The following is a 14,920-nucleotide window of genomic DNA, read 5'->3' on the forward strand; positions in this document are numbered from 1 at the left end:
AATTCTGTCTTTTTCGCCGGCGCTTTTGTTATGGTATGATATAGAAAGAGAATGATGTTGAGAGGGGAACAAACGGACGTCATGGTGACAAAAGAGCAAAAAGAGCGGTTTCTCATCCTGCTTGAGCAGCTGAAGATGACGTCGGACGAATGGATGCCGCATTTTCGTGAGGCAGCCATTCGCAAAGTCGTGATCGATAAAGAGGAGAAAAGCTGGCATTTTTATTTTCAGTTCGACAACGTGCTGCCGGTTCATGTATACAAAACGTTTGCCGATCGGCTGCAGACGGCGTTCCGCCATATCGCCGCCGTCCGCCATACGATGGAGGTCGAAGCGCCGCGCGTAACTGAGGCGGATGTGCAGGCGTATTGGCCGCTTTGCCTTGCCGAGCTGCAAGAAGGCATGTCGCCGCTTGTCGATTGGCTCAGCCGGCAGACGCCTGAGCTGAAAGGAAACAAGCTGCTTGTCGTTGCCCGCCATGAAGCGGAAGCGCTGGCGATCAAACGGCGGTTCGCCAAAAAAATCGCTGATGTGTACGCTTCGTTTGGGTTTCCCCCCCTTCAGCTTGACGTCAGCGTCGAGCCGTCCAAGCAAGAAATGGAACAGTTTTTGGCGCAAAAACAGCAAGAGGACGAAGAGCGAGCGCTTGCTGTACTGACCGATTTAGCGAGGGAAGAAGAAAAGGCCGCGTCTGCGCCGCCGTCCGGTCCGCTTGTCATCGGCTATCCGATCCGCGACGAGGAGCCGGTGCGGCGGCTTGAAACGATCGTCGAAGAAGAGCGGCGCGTCGTGGTGCAAGGCTATGTATTTGACGCCGAAGTGAGCGAATTAAAAAGCGGCCGCACGCTGTTGACCATGAAAATCACCGATTACACGAACTCGATTTTAGTCAAAATGTTTTCGCGCGACAAAGAGGACGCCGAGCTCATGAGCGGCGTCAAAAAAGGCATGTGGGTGAAAGTGCGCGGCAGCGTGCAAAACGATACGTTCGTCCGTGATTTGGTCATCATCGCCAACGATTTGAACGAAATCGCCGCAAACGAACGGCAAGATACGGCGCCGGAAGGGGAAAAAAGGGTCGAGCTCCATTTGCATACCCCGATGAGCCAAATGGACGCGGTCACCTCGGTGACAAAACTCATTGAGCAAGCGAAAAAATGGGGGCATCCGGCGATCGCCGTCACCGACCATGCCGTTGTTCAGTCGTTTCCGGAGGCCTACAGCGCGGCGAAAAAACACGGCATGAAGGTCATTTACGGCCTTGAAGCGAACATCGTCGACGATGGCGTGCCGATCGCCTACAATGAAACGCACCGCCGTCTTTCGGGGGAAACGTACGTCGTCTTTGACGTCGAAACGACGGGCCTGTCGGCTGTGTACAATACGATCATTGAGCTGGCGGCGGTGAAAGTGAAAGACGGCGAGATCATCGACCGGTTCATGTCGTTTGCCAACCCTGGACATCCGTTGTCGGTGACAACGATGGAGCTGACTGGGATCACCGATGAGATGGTGAAAGACGCCCCGAAGCCGGACGAGGTGCTAGCCCGTTTTGTTGACTGGGCCGGCGATGCGACGCTTGTTGCCCACAACGCCAGCTTTGACATCGGTTTTTTAAACGCGGGCCTCGCTCGCATGGGGCGCGGCAAAATCGCGAATCCAGTCATCGATACGCTCGAGCTGGCCCGTTTTTTATACCCGGATTTGAAAAACCATCGGCTCAATACATTGTGCAAAAAATTTGACATTGAATTGACGCAGCATCACCGCGCCATCTACGACGCGGAGGCGACCGGGCATTTGCTGATGCGGCTGTTGAAGGAAGCGGAAGAGCGCGGCATACTGTTTCATGACGAATTAAACAGCCGCACGCACAGCGAAGCGTCCTATCGGCTTGCGCGCCCGTTCCATGTGACGCTGTTGGCGCAAAACGAGACTGGATTGAAAAATTTGTTCAAGCTTGTGTCATTGTCGCACATTCAATATTTTCACCGTGTGCCGCGCATCCCGCGCTCCGTGCTCGTCAAGCACCGCGACGGCCTGCTTGTCGGCTCGGGCTGCGACAAAGGAGAGCTGTTTGACAACCTGATCCAAAAGGCGCCGGAAGAAGTCGAAGACATCGCCCGTTTTTACGATTTTCTTGAAGTGCATCCGCCGGACGTGTACAAGCCGCTCATCGAGATGGATTATGTGAAAGACGAAGAGATGATCAAAAACATCATCCGTAGCATCGTCGCCCTTGGCGAAAAGCTCAACATTCCGGTCGTCGCCACTGGCAACGTCCATTACTTGAACCCAGAAGATAAAATTTACCGGAAAATCTTAATCCATTCGCAAGGCGGGGCGAATCCGCTCAACCGCCATGAACTGCCGGATGTATATTTCCGTACGACGAATGAAATGCTTGACTGCTTCTCGTTTTTAGGGCCGGAAAAAGCGAAGGAAATCGTCGTTGACAACACGCAAAAAATCGCTTCGTTAATCGGCGATGTCAAGCCGATCAAAGATGAGCTGTATACGCCGCGCATTGAAGGGGCGGACGAGGAAATCAGGGAAATGAGCTACCGGCGGGCGAAGGAAATTTACGGCGACCCGTTGCCGAAACTTGTTGAAGAGCGGCTTGAGAAGGAGCTAAAAAGCATCATCGGCCATGGCTTTGCGGTCATTTATCTGATCTCGCACAAGCTTGTGAAAAAATCGCTCGATGACGGCTACCTTGTCGGGTCGCGCGGATCGGTCGGCTCGTCGTTTGTCGCGACGATGACGGAAATCACCGAGGTCAATCCGCTGCCGCCGCATTACGTCTGCCCGAACTGCAAACATTCCGAGTTTTTTAATGACGGTTCGGTCGGGTCGGGCTTTGACTTGCCGGATAAAAACTGCCCGCGATGTGGGACGAAATACAAGAAAGACGGGCACGACATCCCGTTTGAGACGTTTCTCGGCTTTAAAGGCGACAAAGTGCCGGATATCGACTTGAACTTTTCCGGCGAATACCAACCGCGCGCCCACAACTATACGAAAGTGCTGTTTGGCGAAGACAACGTCTACCGCGCCGGGACGATTGGCACGGTCGCTGACAAAACGGCGTACGGATTTGTCAAAGCGTATGCGAGCGACCATAACTTAGAGCTGCGCGGCGCGGAAATCGACCGGCTCGCGGCTGGCTGCACCGGGGTGAAGCGGACGACCGGGCAGCATCCGGGCGGCATCATCGTCGTCCCGGATTATATGGAAATTTACGATTTTACGCCGATTCAATATCCGGCCGATGACACGTCCTCTGAATGGCGGACGACTCATTTCGACTTCCATTCGATCCACGACAATTTGTTGAAGCTCGATATTCTCGGGCACGACGATCCGACGGTCATTCGCATGCTGCAAGATTTAAGCGGCATCGATCCGAAAACGATCCCGACCGACGACCCGGATGTGATGGGCATTTTCAGCAGCACCGAGCCGCTTGGCGTTACGCCGGAGCAAATCATGTGCAATGTCGGCACGATCGGCATTCCGGAGTTTGGCACGCGCTTCGTTCGGCAAATGTTGGAAGAGACAAGGCCAAAAACGTTTTCCGAACTCGTGCAAATTTCCGGCTTGTCGCACGGCACCGATGTGTGGCTCGGCAACGCGCAAGAGCTCATTCAAAACGGCACGTGTACGTTATCGGAAGTCATCGGCTGCCGCGACGACATTATGGTCTATTTGATTTACCGCGGGCTCGAGCCGTCGCTCGCTTTTAAAATCATGGAATCCGTGCGCAAAGGAAAAGGCTTAACGCCGGAGTTTGAAGCAGAAATGCGCAAACATGACGTGCCGGAGTGGTACATCGATTCATGCAAAAAAATCAAGTACATGTTCCCGAAAGCGCACGCCGCCGCCTACGTGTTAATGGCGGTGCGCATCGCCTACTTTAAGGTGCACCATCCGCTTTTGTATTACGCGTCGTACTTTACGGTGCGGGCGGAGGACTTTGACCTTGACGCCATGATCAAAGGATCAGCCGCCATTCGCAAGCGGATTGAGGAAATCAACGCCAAAGGCATTCAGGCGACGGCGAAAGAAAAAAGCTTGCTCACGGTTCTTGAGGTGGCCTTAGAGATGTGCGAGCGCGGCTTTTCCTTTAAAAATATCGATTTGTACCGCTCGCAGGCGACGGAATTCGTCATTGACGGCAATTCTCTCATTCCGCCGTTCAACGCCATTCCGGGGCTTGGGACGAACGTGGCGCAGGCGATCGTGCGCGCCCGCGAGGAAGGCGAGTTTTTGTCGAAGGAGGATTTGCAACAGCGCGGCAAATTGTCGAAAACGCTGCTCGAGTATCTAGAAAGCCGCGGCTGCCTTGACTCGCTTCCAGACCATAACCAGCTGTCGCTGTTTTAGTGGAAACGCCGCCGCTGAAGGAAGCGGACAGCGCTCTTTCGCCCGAGCGGCAGTTTCCCGTTGCAATATATTTCCCAATGTGTTATAGTTTTAGTGGAATTGGCAAAGATAATGGCAAGCAGAGAGTGGGGAAACCCACTCTTTCGTCTTGAATGGGCACCCATCTCTCGTTCATTCCCCGCCTTGTGCAGGGGATTTTCTCATTATGCCACGCATGCACGTTTGCTCGGTAAGGAGGAACACAATGAGCAAAAAGGTGACAGAAACGGTCGAACAACTCGTCACACCGATCTTAGACGAAATGGGGCTTGAACTCGTCGATATTGAATATGTGAAGGAAGGGAAAAATTGGTTTTTGCGCGTCTTCATTGACTCTGACGATGGCGTCGATATTGAACAATGCGGTGCTGTCAGCGAAAAATTGAGCGAAAAGCTGGATGAAGTCGATCCGATTCCGCATAACTATTTTTTGGAAGTATCATCGCCCGGAGCGGAGCGGCCGCTGAAAAAGGCAAAAGATTTTGCCAAGGCCATTGGGAAACATGTATATATCAAAACGTATGAGCCCATTGAAGGAGAAAAGCAGTTTGAAGGCGAACTAACCGCTTTTGACGGAACGACCGTGACGCTGTTGGTCAAAGACCGCGGACGGCAAAAAACGGTCGCCATTCCGTATGAAAAAGTGGCAAGCGCCCGATTAGCCGTCATTTTCTTCTAATCGCAAAAGGGGGATTTTTGTTGCATGAACACGCAATTGCTTGAGGCGTTAGCCGATCTGATGCGGGAAAAAGGCATCAGCAAAGAAGTCGTGATGGAAGCGATCGAAGCGGCGATCGTTTCGGCGTATAAACGCAATTTCGGGCAGGCGCAAAACGTGCGCGTCGATCTCAATATGGACACCGGCACGATCCGCGTGTTCGCGCGCAAAGATGTCGTCGAAGAGGTGGCCGATCCGCGCCTTGAAATTTCGCTTGAGGAGGCGCAGCGGATCAATCCGAATTATCAAATCGGCGACGTCGTCGAGCTCGAAGTGACGCCGCGCGATTTCGGGCGCATCGCCGCACAGACGGCGAAGCAAGTCGTCACCCAGCGCGTGCGCGAGGCAGAGCGGAGCATCATCTACGCCGAATTTGTCGACCGTGAAGAGGACATTATGACCGGCATCGTTCAGCGCGTCGACCCGCGCTTTGTTTACGTCAGCCTCGGCAAGGCGGAGGCGCTCCTGCCGGCAAACGAACAAATGCCGAATGAAACATATAAGCCGCACGACCGGTTGAAAGTATACATTACGAAAGTGGAAAAAACGACAAAAGGGCCGCAAATTTTCGTCTCCCGCACCCACCCGGGACTGTTGAAACGGCTGTTTGAGCTCGAAGTGCCGGAAATTTACGACGGAACGGTCGAGATTAAATCGATCGCCCGCGAAGCCGGCGACCGTTCGAAAATTTCCGTCCACTCCGACAACCCGGAAGTCGATCCGGTCGGCGCATGCGTCGGACCGAGAGGGCAACGCGTGCAGGCCATTGTTGATGAGCTGAACGGAGAAAAAATCGATATCGTCCGCTGGTCGGCCGATCCGGTGGAGTTTGTCGCCAACGCGTTAAGCCCGGCGAAAGTGTTGCGCGTCATTGTCAACGAGGAGCAAAAGGCGACGACGGTCATCGTTCCGGACTATCAGCTGTCGCTCGCCATCGGCAAACGCGGGCAAAACGCGCGGCTGGCGGCGAAATTGACCGGCTGGAAAATTGATATTAAAAGCGAATCGGAAGCGCGGGAGATGGGCATTGATCCGCATGCGCCATCCACTTCGCTTGATTTCAGCGATGCGGCGGCCGATAATGAAAATAGCGAAGAAAACGGCCCATCGTTTGATCAATCAGCGGAAATCGAGTGAGGGGGAATGAAAAATGGCAGCGCAAAAGAAAATTCCGTTGCGCAAATGCGTCGTCACTGGAGAGATGAAGCCGAAACGGGAGATGGTGCGCATCGTCCGCTCGAAAGAGGGGGAAGTGTCGATCGACCCAACCGGTAAAAAGGCGGGGCGCGGCGCGTATATTACCCTTGATCCGGAATGCATTTTGCAGGCGAAAAAGAAAAACATTTTGGCCCGCCATTTAAAAGCAGACATCGATGATGCGATTTATGACGAATTGCTCGCCTTGGCGGAAAAGGAGAAACAGGCCGGACATGAAGCATAACCGTTGGGCATCGCTGCTTGGATTGGCGCAGCGGGCGGGCAAAGTCGTCTCCGGCGAGGAGCTTGTCGTCAAAGAAGTGCAGCGGGGTCGGGCGCGGCTCGTCTTGCTTTCGCAAGACGCATCGGTCAACACCGAAAAAAAAGTGACGGACAAATGCACGTTTTATGGCGTCCCGCTTTGCAAAGTGCCGGACCGGTATGTGCTTGGCGGCGCGATCGGCAAGGACGCCCGCGTCGTTGTCGCTGTCATCGACGAAGGGTTTGCGCGCCAATTGCAAACGATGCTCGACCGATCTTAATGGGGGTGACTGTATGTCGAAAATGCGTGTGTATGAATACGCGAAAAAACAGAACGTTCCAAGCAAGGACGTCATTCATAAATTGAAAGAAATGAACATTGAAGTGAACAACCATATGGCGATGCTGGAGGCTGATGTCGTCGAAAAACTCGACCATCAATATCGCCCGAACACCGGGAAAAAAGAAGAGAAAAAAGCGGAAAAGAAAACGGAGAAGCCGAAACGGCCGACGCCGGCGAAAGCGGCCGATTTTGCTGATGAGGAAATTTTTGACGACAGCAAAGAAGCGGCGAAAATGAAACCGGCGAAGAAAAAGGGAGCGCCAAAAGGGAAGGAAACGAAAAAAACCGAGGCGCAACAGCAAGAAAAGAAACTGCTCCAAGCGGCGAAAAAGAAAGGAAAAGGGCCGGCGAAAGGGAAAAAGCAGGCAGCACCAGCCGCCAAACAAGCGCCGCAGCCGGCGAAAAAAGAAAAAGAGCTGCCGAAAAAAATTACGTTTGAAGGCTCGCTTACCGTGGCCGAACTGGCGAAAAAGCTTGGCCGCGAACCGTCGGAAATTATTAAGAAGCTGTTTATGCTCGGCGTGATGGCGACAATCAACCAAGATTTAGACAAAGACGCCATCGAGCTCATCTGCTCGGATTACGGCGTTGAAGTCGAAGAAAAAGTGACGATCGATGAGACGAACTTTGAAGCGATCGAAATTGTCGATGCGCCGGAAGATTTGGTTGAACGGCCGCCGGTCGTGACGATCATGGGGCACGTCGACCACGGGAAAACGACGTTGCTTGATGCGATCCGCCATTCCAAAGTGACGGAGCAAGAAGCCGGCGGTATTACGCAACACATCGGTGCGTATCAAGTGACGGTCAATGACAAAAAAATTACGTTCCTCGATACACCGGGGCATGAAGCGTTTACAACGATGCGGGCGCGCGGCGCGCAAGTGACCGATATCGTCATTCTTGTCGTTGCCGCGGATGACGGGGTGATGCCGCAGACGGTGGAAGCGATCAACCACGCCAAGGCGGCAAACGTGCCGATTATTGTCGCCATCAACAAAATCGATAAGCCGGAAGCGAACCCGGACCGCGTCATGCAAGAATTGATGGAATACAACCTCGTTCCGGAAGAATGGGGCGGCGATACGATTTTCTGCAAGTTGTCGGCGAAAACGAAAGAGGGCCTTGATCATCTTTTGGAAATGATTTTGCTTGTCAGTGAGATGGAAGAATTAAAAGCCAACCCGAACCGGCGTGCGGTCGGTACGGTGATCGAAGCGAAGCTTGATAAAGGGCGTGGCCCGGTGGCAACGCTTTTGATTCAAGCGGGAACGTTGCGTGTCGGCGATCCGATCGTCGTCGGTACAACATACGGGCGCGTGCGCGCGATGGTGAACGACAGCGGCCGGCGCGTCAAAGAGGCGACTCCGTCGATGCCAGTCGAAATTACGGGGCTGCATGAAGTGCCGCAAGCCGGCGACCGCTTCATGGTGTTTGAGGATGAGAAAAAGGCGCGGCAAATCGCGGAGGCGCGGGCGCAGCGGCAGCTGCAGGAGCAGCGAAGCGCCAAAACGCGCGTCAGCTTGGATGATTTGTTTGAACAAATTAAGCAAGGCGAAATGAAAGAGCTGAATTTGATCGTCAAAGCCGATGTTCAAGGATCGGTTGAGGCGCTTGTCGCCGCCTTGCAAAAAATCGATGTGGAAGGCGTGCGGGTGAAAATCATCCACGCGGCTGTCGGCGCCATCACCGAATCGGATATTTCGCTGGCGACGGCATCGAACGCCATCGTCATTGGATTTAACGTCCGTCCGGATGCAAACGCAAAGCGCGCCGCTGAATCGGAAAAAGTCGACATCCGCCTCCATCGCATCATTTACAATGTCATCGAGGAAATTGAAGCGGCGATGAAAGGGATGCTCGATCCGGAGTACGAAGAGAAAGTGATCGGTCAGGCGGAAGTGCGGCAAACGTTCAAAGTATCGAAAGTCGGCACGATCGCCGGTTGCTATGTCACGGACGGCAAAATTACCCGCGACAGCAAGGTGCGCCTCATTCGCCAAGGCATCGTCGTCTACGAAGGGGAAATCGATTCGCTCAAGCGGTATAAAGACGATGTGCGCGAAGTGGCGCAAGGGTATGAATGCGGGTTGACGATCAAAAACTTCAATGATATCAAAGAAGGAGATGTCATCGAAGCATACATCATGCAGGAAGTGGCCCGGGCATGATCGGCTTCGCCGCGTGCGAATGCATCATCTACAACGCCCGCTCGCTCAAGGATAAACGGGCCGTCCTGCAGCGGGTCATGACAAGAATCCGGCAAAAATATAACGTCTCTGTGGCCGAAATTGATCATCAAGACGCATGGCAGCGGGCCAAAATCGGCCTTGTTGCCATTACGTCCAGCCGCCGGGCGACCGAACGGGAGCTCGAGCGGGCGCTTGCTTTGATCGACTCGTTCCCTGAGCTGGAGCGGGCGGCCACATCATTCGAGTGGTTGTAACCGAGGTGATGGGTGATGAATATACGGGCAACTCGCGTTGGCGAGCAAATGAAAAAAGAGTTGAGCGACATCATCAGCCGCAGGCTGAAAGACCCGCGCATCGGCTTTGTCACGGTGACCGATGTGCGGGTCACCGGTGATTTGCAGCAGGCGAAAGTGTACATCAGCATCCTTGGCGATGACAAGCAGCGGGAAGAGACGTTGAAGGCGCTCGAGAAAGCGAAAGGGTTTATCCGTTCGGAAATCGGGCAGCGCATCCGCCTTCGCAAGACGCCGGAAATTTTCTTTGAAATCGATGAAACGATGGAATACGGCAGCCGCATCGAACAGCTGATCCGGCAAATTTCAAGCGATGACCACCCGGCGAAAGAGGCGAATGGGGAGCCGAACAATGGATAGACGAACCGTCTATCCATTTCCATTCATCCTATTTCGCGCAGGAGACTCCCACTTCAACGACCAAAGGGAGTAAGTGGGAGAGGAATGCGCGTTCCCCTTTCTTTTGTGTATGATCGAATAAAGGCGTGGAGAAAACCGTTCAATAAAGGCACTCCCATAACGGCTGCTCGATGGATGGAGTTGGTTGCAGGAAACGCTGCAACCGTCAAACATCGAGCGTAGGTCCGTCTGTTGTGTGTGGAAGCCAAGTACTGCCAACAGACACACCGAGAGAATCGGCAACGATGCAGGCATGACCTGCGTCGTTGGGCAGTCGTCAACCTGCCCCCTGATGCAACCCCAAGTCAAGGAAGGAGGACGACGTCCGTTTGCACTTCTGGGGAGTTGCAAGCCCCCACTTCAAGCGTTCGCGAAGTGGGGGTAGTTGACGATCATGGAAACGGAAAGGGTGCGTCGATGGACGGGGTATTGCTGCTGAATAAACCGAAAGGGATGACGTCTCACGACTGCGTAGCCAAAGTGCGCCGTCTGCTTGGCGTAAAAAAAGCGGGACACACCGGCACGCTTGACCCAAACGTGTCCGGTGTGCTGCCCATTTGCCTTGGCAAGGCGACGCGCATCGCCGAGTTTTTGACCGGGACGACGAAAACGTATGAAGGAAAAGTGACGCTTGGCGCCGCGACGACAACCGAAGATGCGGACGGCGACATCATCGCCGCCCGTCCGGTTGACCGGCCGATTGCGCGCGCGGAAATCGAAGCGGTGTTTGACAGCTTGACCGGAGAAATTGAGCAAACGCCGCCGATGTACTCCGCGGTGAAAGTGGGCGGCAAAAAACTGTATGAATACGCGCGCGCCGGCATCGAAGTCGAACGTCCGACGCGACGCGTGACCATTTATGAGCTCGAACTGCTTGATGAACGTGAACAATTCTTTGGGGAAACGGTGTCATTTCGCTTTCGCGTCACGTGCAGCAAAGGCACGTACGTGCGTACGCTGGCGGTGATGATCGGCGAGCGGCTCGGCTATCCGGCGCATATGTCCGACCTCATCCGTACGGCGTCCGGGCCGTTTCGGCTTGAAGATTGCGTAACGTTTGAAGACGTTGAGCGCCGGGCGGCCGACGGGACGGCTGATGCCTTGCTCATCCCGATCGAGCGGGCGCTTTTTCATTTGCCGAAATATGAAATCAATGATAAAGTAGCAGAGAAGGTAAAAAACGGGGTGCTGCTCCGGCTTCCCGCTTTTTTAGAGAAGCTTGACGGGCCGGTCGTGCTTGTTTCGCCCGAGCGGGAAGCGCTGGCCCTGTACGTGAAGCATCCGGCGCGCCCCGGCTTGATGAAACCGCTCAAAGTGTTTCATTAACGCCGCGGGTGCAGCGTGGAAATAAAGAAGGTAGGTCATGGACATGGAAACGCTGTTTCTTTCGCATCCGCACCGTCTCGAACGCCAGGCGCTCCCTCCGACGGTGATGGCGCTGGGCTATTTCGACGGCATCCACCTCGGCCATCAAAAAGTGATCCGCACCGCGGTCGAGATCGCCAACGAGCGTGGGTACGAAAGCGCGGTGATGACGTTTCATCCTCATCCGTCCGTTGTGCTTGGCAAACAGTCCGAGCTCTACTCGATCACGCCGCTTGGCAAAAAGGAGCAGCTGATTGCATCACTTGGCGTCAACCGGCTGTACATCGTTGAATTTACGCCGACGTTTGCTGCGCTGTCGCCAGAAGCGTTCGTTGACCAATATTTGGACGGGTTGCATGTGAAACATGTCGTCGCCGGTTTCGATTTCACGTATGGGCGGTTCGGAAAAGGAACGATGGAGACGATGCCGATTCATGCGCGCGGCCGCTTTGGACAGACGGTCATTCCGAAGCTCGCGATCGACGGGGAAAAAGTGAGCTCGTCCCGGGTGCGGAAACTGCTCGAAGACGGGGCGGTCGAACAGCTTCCCCGCCTGCTCGGCCGCTTTTATGAGCTTGAAGGAACGGTCGTTGCCGGGGAACGGCGCGGGCGGATGATCGGCTTTCCAACGGCGAACATCGCTTTAAACAGCGATTATGTCTTGCCGGCAGTCGGCGTCTATGCAGTCAAGGCGGTGATCGGCGGGCAAGTATATGAAGGAGTGGCGAACGTCGGCTACAAACCGACGTTCCATAAAACGCGCGAAGGATTGCCGAATATTGAGGTGCACTTATTCGAGTTTTCCGGCGATCTTTATGGACAAACGATGACCATTGAGTGGCACCGCCGTCTGCGGAGCGAGCAGAAGTTCGCCAGCGTCGACGAACTGACGGCGCAAATCGCCCGCGACAAGAAAGAGGCGGAGCAGTATTTCCGCTGTTTCAGCGAAAAGACTTGCATTTTGCCGGAAAAAGAGGTATTCTAATCAATGTATGCGAACCATTGCTTGGCTAGGCGAGTCACCGACGCCCGCTCGGCAATCGGGGATCTAGGACTAGGGAGGTGAACAAGGATGGCATTGACGCAGGAGCGCAAACGCGAAATCATCGAGCAATTTAAAATCCATGAGAACGACACCGGTTCTCCGGAAGTGCAAGTTGCGATCCTGACGGAGCAAATCAACAACTTGAACGAGCATTTGCGCATTCATAAAAAAGACCATCATTCACGGCGCGGCTTGCTGAAAATGGTCGGGAAGCGCCGCAACTTATTGGCCTACTTGCGCAAGAAAGATGTGGCGCGCTACCGTGAATTGATTGAGAAACTTGGATTACGTCGATAAAAAAGCGGGAGCATTCCCGCTTTTTTGCTAGTTTATAGGCGTGATTGACACGGCGATGATAACAATGGTGCCAATTCGTCTATACTAATCATCAGCGGATCTATAATTTCATCTGTACATAGAGAGGAGTACTCGTCTGTATGGAACAAGAGAAACGCGTGTTTTCCATCGATGTGGCCGGGCGGCCGCTCATCATTGAGACCGGCGAGCTGGCGAAACAGGCGAATGGCGCGGCGCTCGTCCGCTACGGCGATACGGTCGTGTTGAGCACAGCCACCGCGTCGCGAGAGGCGAAAAACGTTGACTTTTTCCCGCTCACCGTCAACTACGAGGAACGGTTGTATGCGGTTGGAAAAATTCCTGGCGGGTTTATTAAGCGCGAAGGTCGCCCGAGCGAGAAAGCCATTTTGGTGAGCCGTCTCATCGACCGACCGATTCGCCCGCTGTTTGCCGAAGGATTCCGCAACGAAGTGCAAGTCGTCTCGATGGTCATGAGCGTTGATCAAGACTGCGCGCCGGAAGTAGCGGCCTTAATCGGTTCGTCGGTGGCGCTGACGATTTCCGACATTCCGTTTGAAGGGCCGATCGCCGGTGTCATCGTCGGTCGCGTCGACGGCCAGTTTGTCATCAATCCGACGGTCGAGCAAATGGAAAAAAGCGATCTGCATCTTGTCGTCGCCGGCACAAAAGATGCGATCAACATGGTGGAAGCCGGGGCAGATGAGGTGCCGGAAGAAGTGATTTTGGAAGCGATCATGTTCGGCCATGAGGAAGTGAAGCGGCTCATCGCCTTCCAAGAGGAAATCGCCGCCCAAGTCGGCAAAGAAAAAATGGAAGTCGTCCTTTACGAGCCGGATCCAGCGCTGGAGGCGGAAATCCGCCAGCTTGCCGAAGCGGACATTAAGCGAGCGGTGCAAGTGCCGGAGAAACTGGCGCGCGATGCTGCCATTGAAGATGTGAAAGCTGGCGTCATCGCCAAATATGAGGCGGAAGAAGCGGATGAGGAGAAGCTCAAGCAAGTACAGGAAATTTTGCATAAACTCGTAAAAGAGGAAGTGCGCCGTTTGATCACGGTCGAGAAAATCCGTCCGGACGGGCGCAAAGTCGATGAAATCCGTCCGCTTTCATCGGCGGTCGGCGTCCTGCCGCGCACGCACGGCTCCGGTTTGTTTACGCGCGGGCAGACGCAAGTGTTGAGCGTTTGTACGCTTGGGGCGCTTGGCGACGTGCAAATTTTGGACGGGCTTGACCTTGAAGAATCGAAGCGGTTTATGCACCATTACAACTTCCCGCCGTTTTCCGTCGGGGAAACCGGGCCGATGCGCGGGCCGGGGCGTCGTGAAATCGGACACGGGGCGCTTGGCGAACGGGCGCTCGAGCCGGTCGTGCCGTCGGAGCGCGAATTCCCGTATACGATCCGCCTCGTTTCAGAAGTGCTTGAGTCAAACGGCTCGACATCGCAGGCCAGCATTTGCGCCAGCACGCTGGCGATGATGGATGCTGGGGTGCCGATTAAAGCACCGGTCGCCGGCATTGCCATGGGGCTTGTGAAAAACGACGACCATTACACGATTTTGACGGACATTCAAGGCATCGAAGACCATCTTGGCGATATGGACTTTAAAGTCGCCGGCACGAGAAAAGGCGTGACGGCATTGCAAATGGACATTAAAATCAAAGGATTGACGCGCGAGATTTTGGAAGAGGCGCTCATGCAAGCGCGCAAAGGGCGGCTCGAGATTTTGGATCATATGATGCAAACGCTCAGCGAACCGCGCAAAGAGCTGTCCAAATATGCACCGAAAATTTTGATCATGCACATCAACCCGGACAAAATCCGGGAGGTGATCGGACCAAGCGGCAAGCAGATCAACAAAATCATCGACGAAACCGGCGTCAAAATCGACATCGAACAAGACGGCACGATTTTCATCTCGTCTGTGGATGAAGCGGCCAACCAAAAAGCGAAGCAAATCATCGAAGACATCGTCCGCGAAGTCGAAGTCGGCCAAGTGTACTTAGGCAAAGTGAAACGGATTGAAAAATTCGGCGCCTTCGTTGAGTTGTTCAACGGCAAAGACGGGCTTGTCCATATTTCCGAGCTCGCTGAAGGGCGGGTCGGCAAAGTCGAAGACGTCGTTTCGATTGGCGATGAAATTTTAGTGAAAGTAACGGAAATCGATAAGCAAGGGCGCGTCAACCTGTCGCGCAAAGCGGTGTTGCGCGATGCCCGCAACATTGGAGGGGAACTGCCGCGGGAATCTAGGGAAAAACGAGGAAGACGGCCGGAGCGCCATCGCATGAAGCCTTAGGAATTTGTTTCTTAAGGCTCTTTTGTTATGTTCTATCCTGTCCCCTAAGACATATGTTGTAGTAGTAAAAAAG

12 protein-coding genes are annotated in these 14,920 nt (G+C 54.1%); all 12 read left to right on the plus strand.

The window, feature by feature from the left end; genetic code table 11:
- The first annotated feature begins 81 nt into the window (after positions 1-81).
- Positions 82-4,386, plus strand: a complete 4,305-nt coding sequence (locus A0V43_RS03430) for a PolC-type DNA polymerase III (RefSeq protein WP_063193796.1) — start codon at positions 82-84, stop codon at positions 4,384-4,386.
- Positions 4,387-4,630: 244 nt separating this feature from the next.
- Complete coding sequence (gene rimP / locus A0V43_RS03435; protein WP_015374427.1) at positions 4,631-5,104, plus strand: ribosome maturation factor RimP; 474 nt, start codon at positions 4,631-4,633, stop codon at positions 5,102-5,104.
- Positions 5,105-5,128: 24 nt separating this feature from the next.
- Entirely contained in the window at positions 5,129-6,280 is a 1,152-nt protein-coding gene (nusA, locus tag A0V43_RS03440) for a transcription termination factor NusA (RefSeq protein ID WP_015374428.1), read from the plus strand.
- A gap of 13 nt (positions 6,281-6,293) precedes the next feature.
- Positions 6,294-6,584, plus strand: coding sequence for an RNase P modulator RnpM (gene rnpM, locus A0V43_RS03445; protein WP_011230761.1), 291 nt, complete (start codon positions 6,294-6,296; stop codon positions 6,582-6,584).
- A complete protein-coding gene (locus A0V43_RS03450; protein WP_011230762.1) occupies positions 6,574-6,882 on the plus strand; it encodes a YlxQ family RNA-binding protein in 309 nt (102 codons plus the stop codon). The genes rnpM and A0V43_RS03450 overlap by 11 nt, the downstream gene beginning before the upstream one ends.
- A gap of 13 nt (positions 6,883-6,895) precedes the next feature.
- Positions 6,896-9,115 carry a translation initiation factor IF-2 gene (gene infB, locus A0V43_RS03455; RefSeq protein ID WP_063192386.1) on the plus strand — a complete coding sequence of 740 codons (2,220 nt, stop codon included), beginning with the start codon at positions 6,896-6,898 and terminating at the stop codon, positions 9,113-9,115.
- Positions 9,112-9,390, plus strand: coding sequence for a DUF503 domain-containing protein (locus A0V43_RS03460; protein WP_015374431.1), 279 nt, complete (start codon positions 9,112-9,114; stop codon positions 9,388-9,390). The genes infB and A0V43_RS03460 overlap by 4 nt, the downstream gene beginning before the upstream one ends.
- 15 nt (positions 9,391-9,405) lie before the next feature.
- Positions 9,406-9,789 (plus strand): 30S ribosome-binding factor RbfA, encoded by a 384-nt coding sequence (gene rbfA, locus A0V43_RS03465; protein WP_063192387.1) that lies wholly within the window; start codon positions 9,406-9,408, stop codon positions 9,787-9,789.
- A gap of 456 nt (positions 9,790-10,245) precedes the next feature.
- Positions 10,246-11,154: a tRNA pseudouridine(55) synthase TruB gene (gene truB / locus A0V43_RS03470; protein WP_063192388.1), complete on the plus strand. Its 909-nt coding sequence runs from the start codon at positions 10,246-10,248 to the stop codon at positions 11,152-11,154.
- 43 nt (positions 11,155-11,197) lie between these two features.
- Positions 11,198-12,178 (plus strand): bifunctional riboflavin kinase/FAD synthetase, encoded by a 981-nt coding sequence (gene ribF, locus A0V43_RS03475; RefSeq protein WP_063193797.1) that lies wholly within the window; start codon positions 11,198-11,200, stop codon positions 12,176-12,178.
- An 87-nt stretch (positions 12,179-12,265) separates the two neighbouring features.
- Positions 12,266-12,535: a 30S ribosomal protein S15 gene (gene rpsO, locus A0V43_RS03480; protein WP_011230768.1), complete on the plus strand. Its 270-nt coding sequence runs from the start codon at positions 12,266-12,268 to the stop codon at positions 12,533-12,535.
- A gap of 140 nt (positions 12,536-12,675) precedes the next feature.
- A complete protein-coding gene (gene pnp / locus A0V43_RS03485) occupies positions 12,676-14,847 on the plus strand; it encodes a polyribonucleotide nucleotidyltransferase (RefSeq protein ID WP_011230769.1) in 2,172 nt (723 codons plus the stop codon).
- Positions 14,848-14,920: the final 73 nt, after the last annotated feature.

It is taken from the genome of Geobacillus sp. JS12, from assembly GCF_001592395.1.
Taxonomy (GTDB): domain Bacteria; phylum Bacillota; class Bacilli; order Bacillales; family Anoxybacillaceae; genus Geobacillus; species Geobacillus zalihae.

Coding starts and splice junctions, on each gene's coding strand:
- A0V43_RS03430 (WP_063193796.1), top strand. CDS start 82: ATGGTGACAAAAGAGCAAAAAGAGCGGTTTCTCATCCTGCTTGAGCAG.
- rimP (WP_015374427.1), top strand. CDS start 4,631: ATGAGCAAAAAGGTGACAGAAACGGTCGAACAACTCGTCACACCGATC.
- nusA (WP_015374428.1), top strand. CDS start 5,129: ATGAACACGCAATTGCTTGAGGCGTTAGCCGATCTGATGCGGGAAAAA.
- rnpM (WP_011230761.1), top strand. CDS start 6,294: ATGGCAGCGCAAAAGAAAATTCCGTTGCGCAAATGCGTCGTCACTGGA.
- A0V43_RS03450 (WP_011230762.1), top strand. CDS start 6,574: ATGAAGCATAACCGTTGGGCATCGCTGCTTGGATTGGCGCAGCGGGCG.
- infB (WP_063192386.1), top strand. CDS start 6,896: ATGTCGAAAATGCGTGTGTATGAATACGCGAAAAAACAGAACGTTCCA.
- A0V43_RS03460 (WP_015374431.1), top strand. CDS start 9,112: ATGATCGGCTTCGCCGCGTGCGAATGCATCATCTACAACGCCCGCTCG.
- rbfA (WP_063192387.1), top strand. CDS start 9,406: ATGAATATACGGGCAACTCGCGTTGGCGAGCAAATGAAAAAAGAGTTG.
- truB (WP_063192388.1), top strand. CDS start 10,246: ATGGACGGGGTATTGCTGCTGAATAAACCGAAAGGGATGACGTCTCAC.
- ribF (WP_063193797.1), top strand. CDS start 11,198: ATGGAAACGCTGTTTCTTTCGCATCCGCACCGTCTCGAACGCCAGGCG.
- rpsO (WP_011230768.1), top strand. CDS start 12,266: ATGGCATTGACGCAGGAGCGCAAACGCGAAATCATCGAGCAATTTAAA.
- pnp (WP_011230769.1), top strand. CDS start 12,676: ATGGAACAAGAGAAACGCGTGTTTTCCATCGATGTGGCCGGGCGGCCG.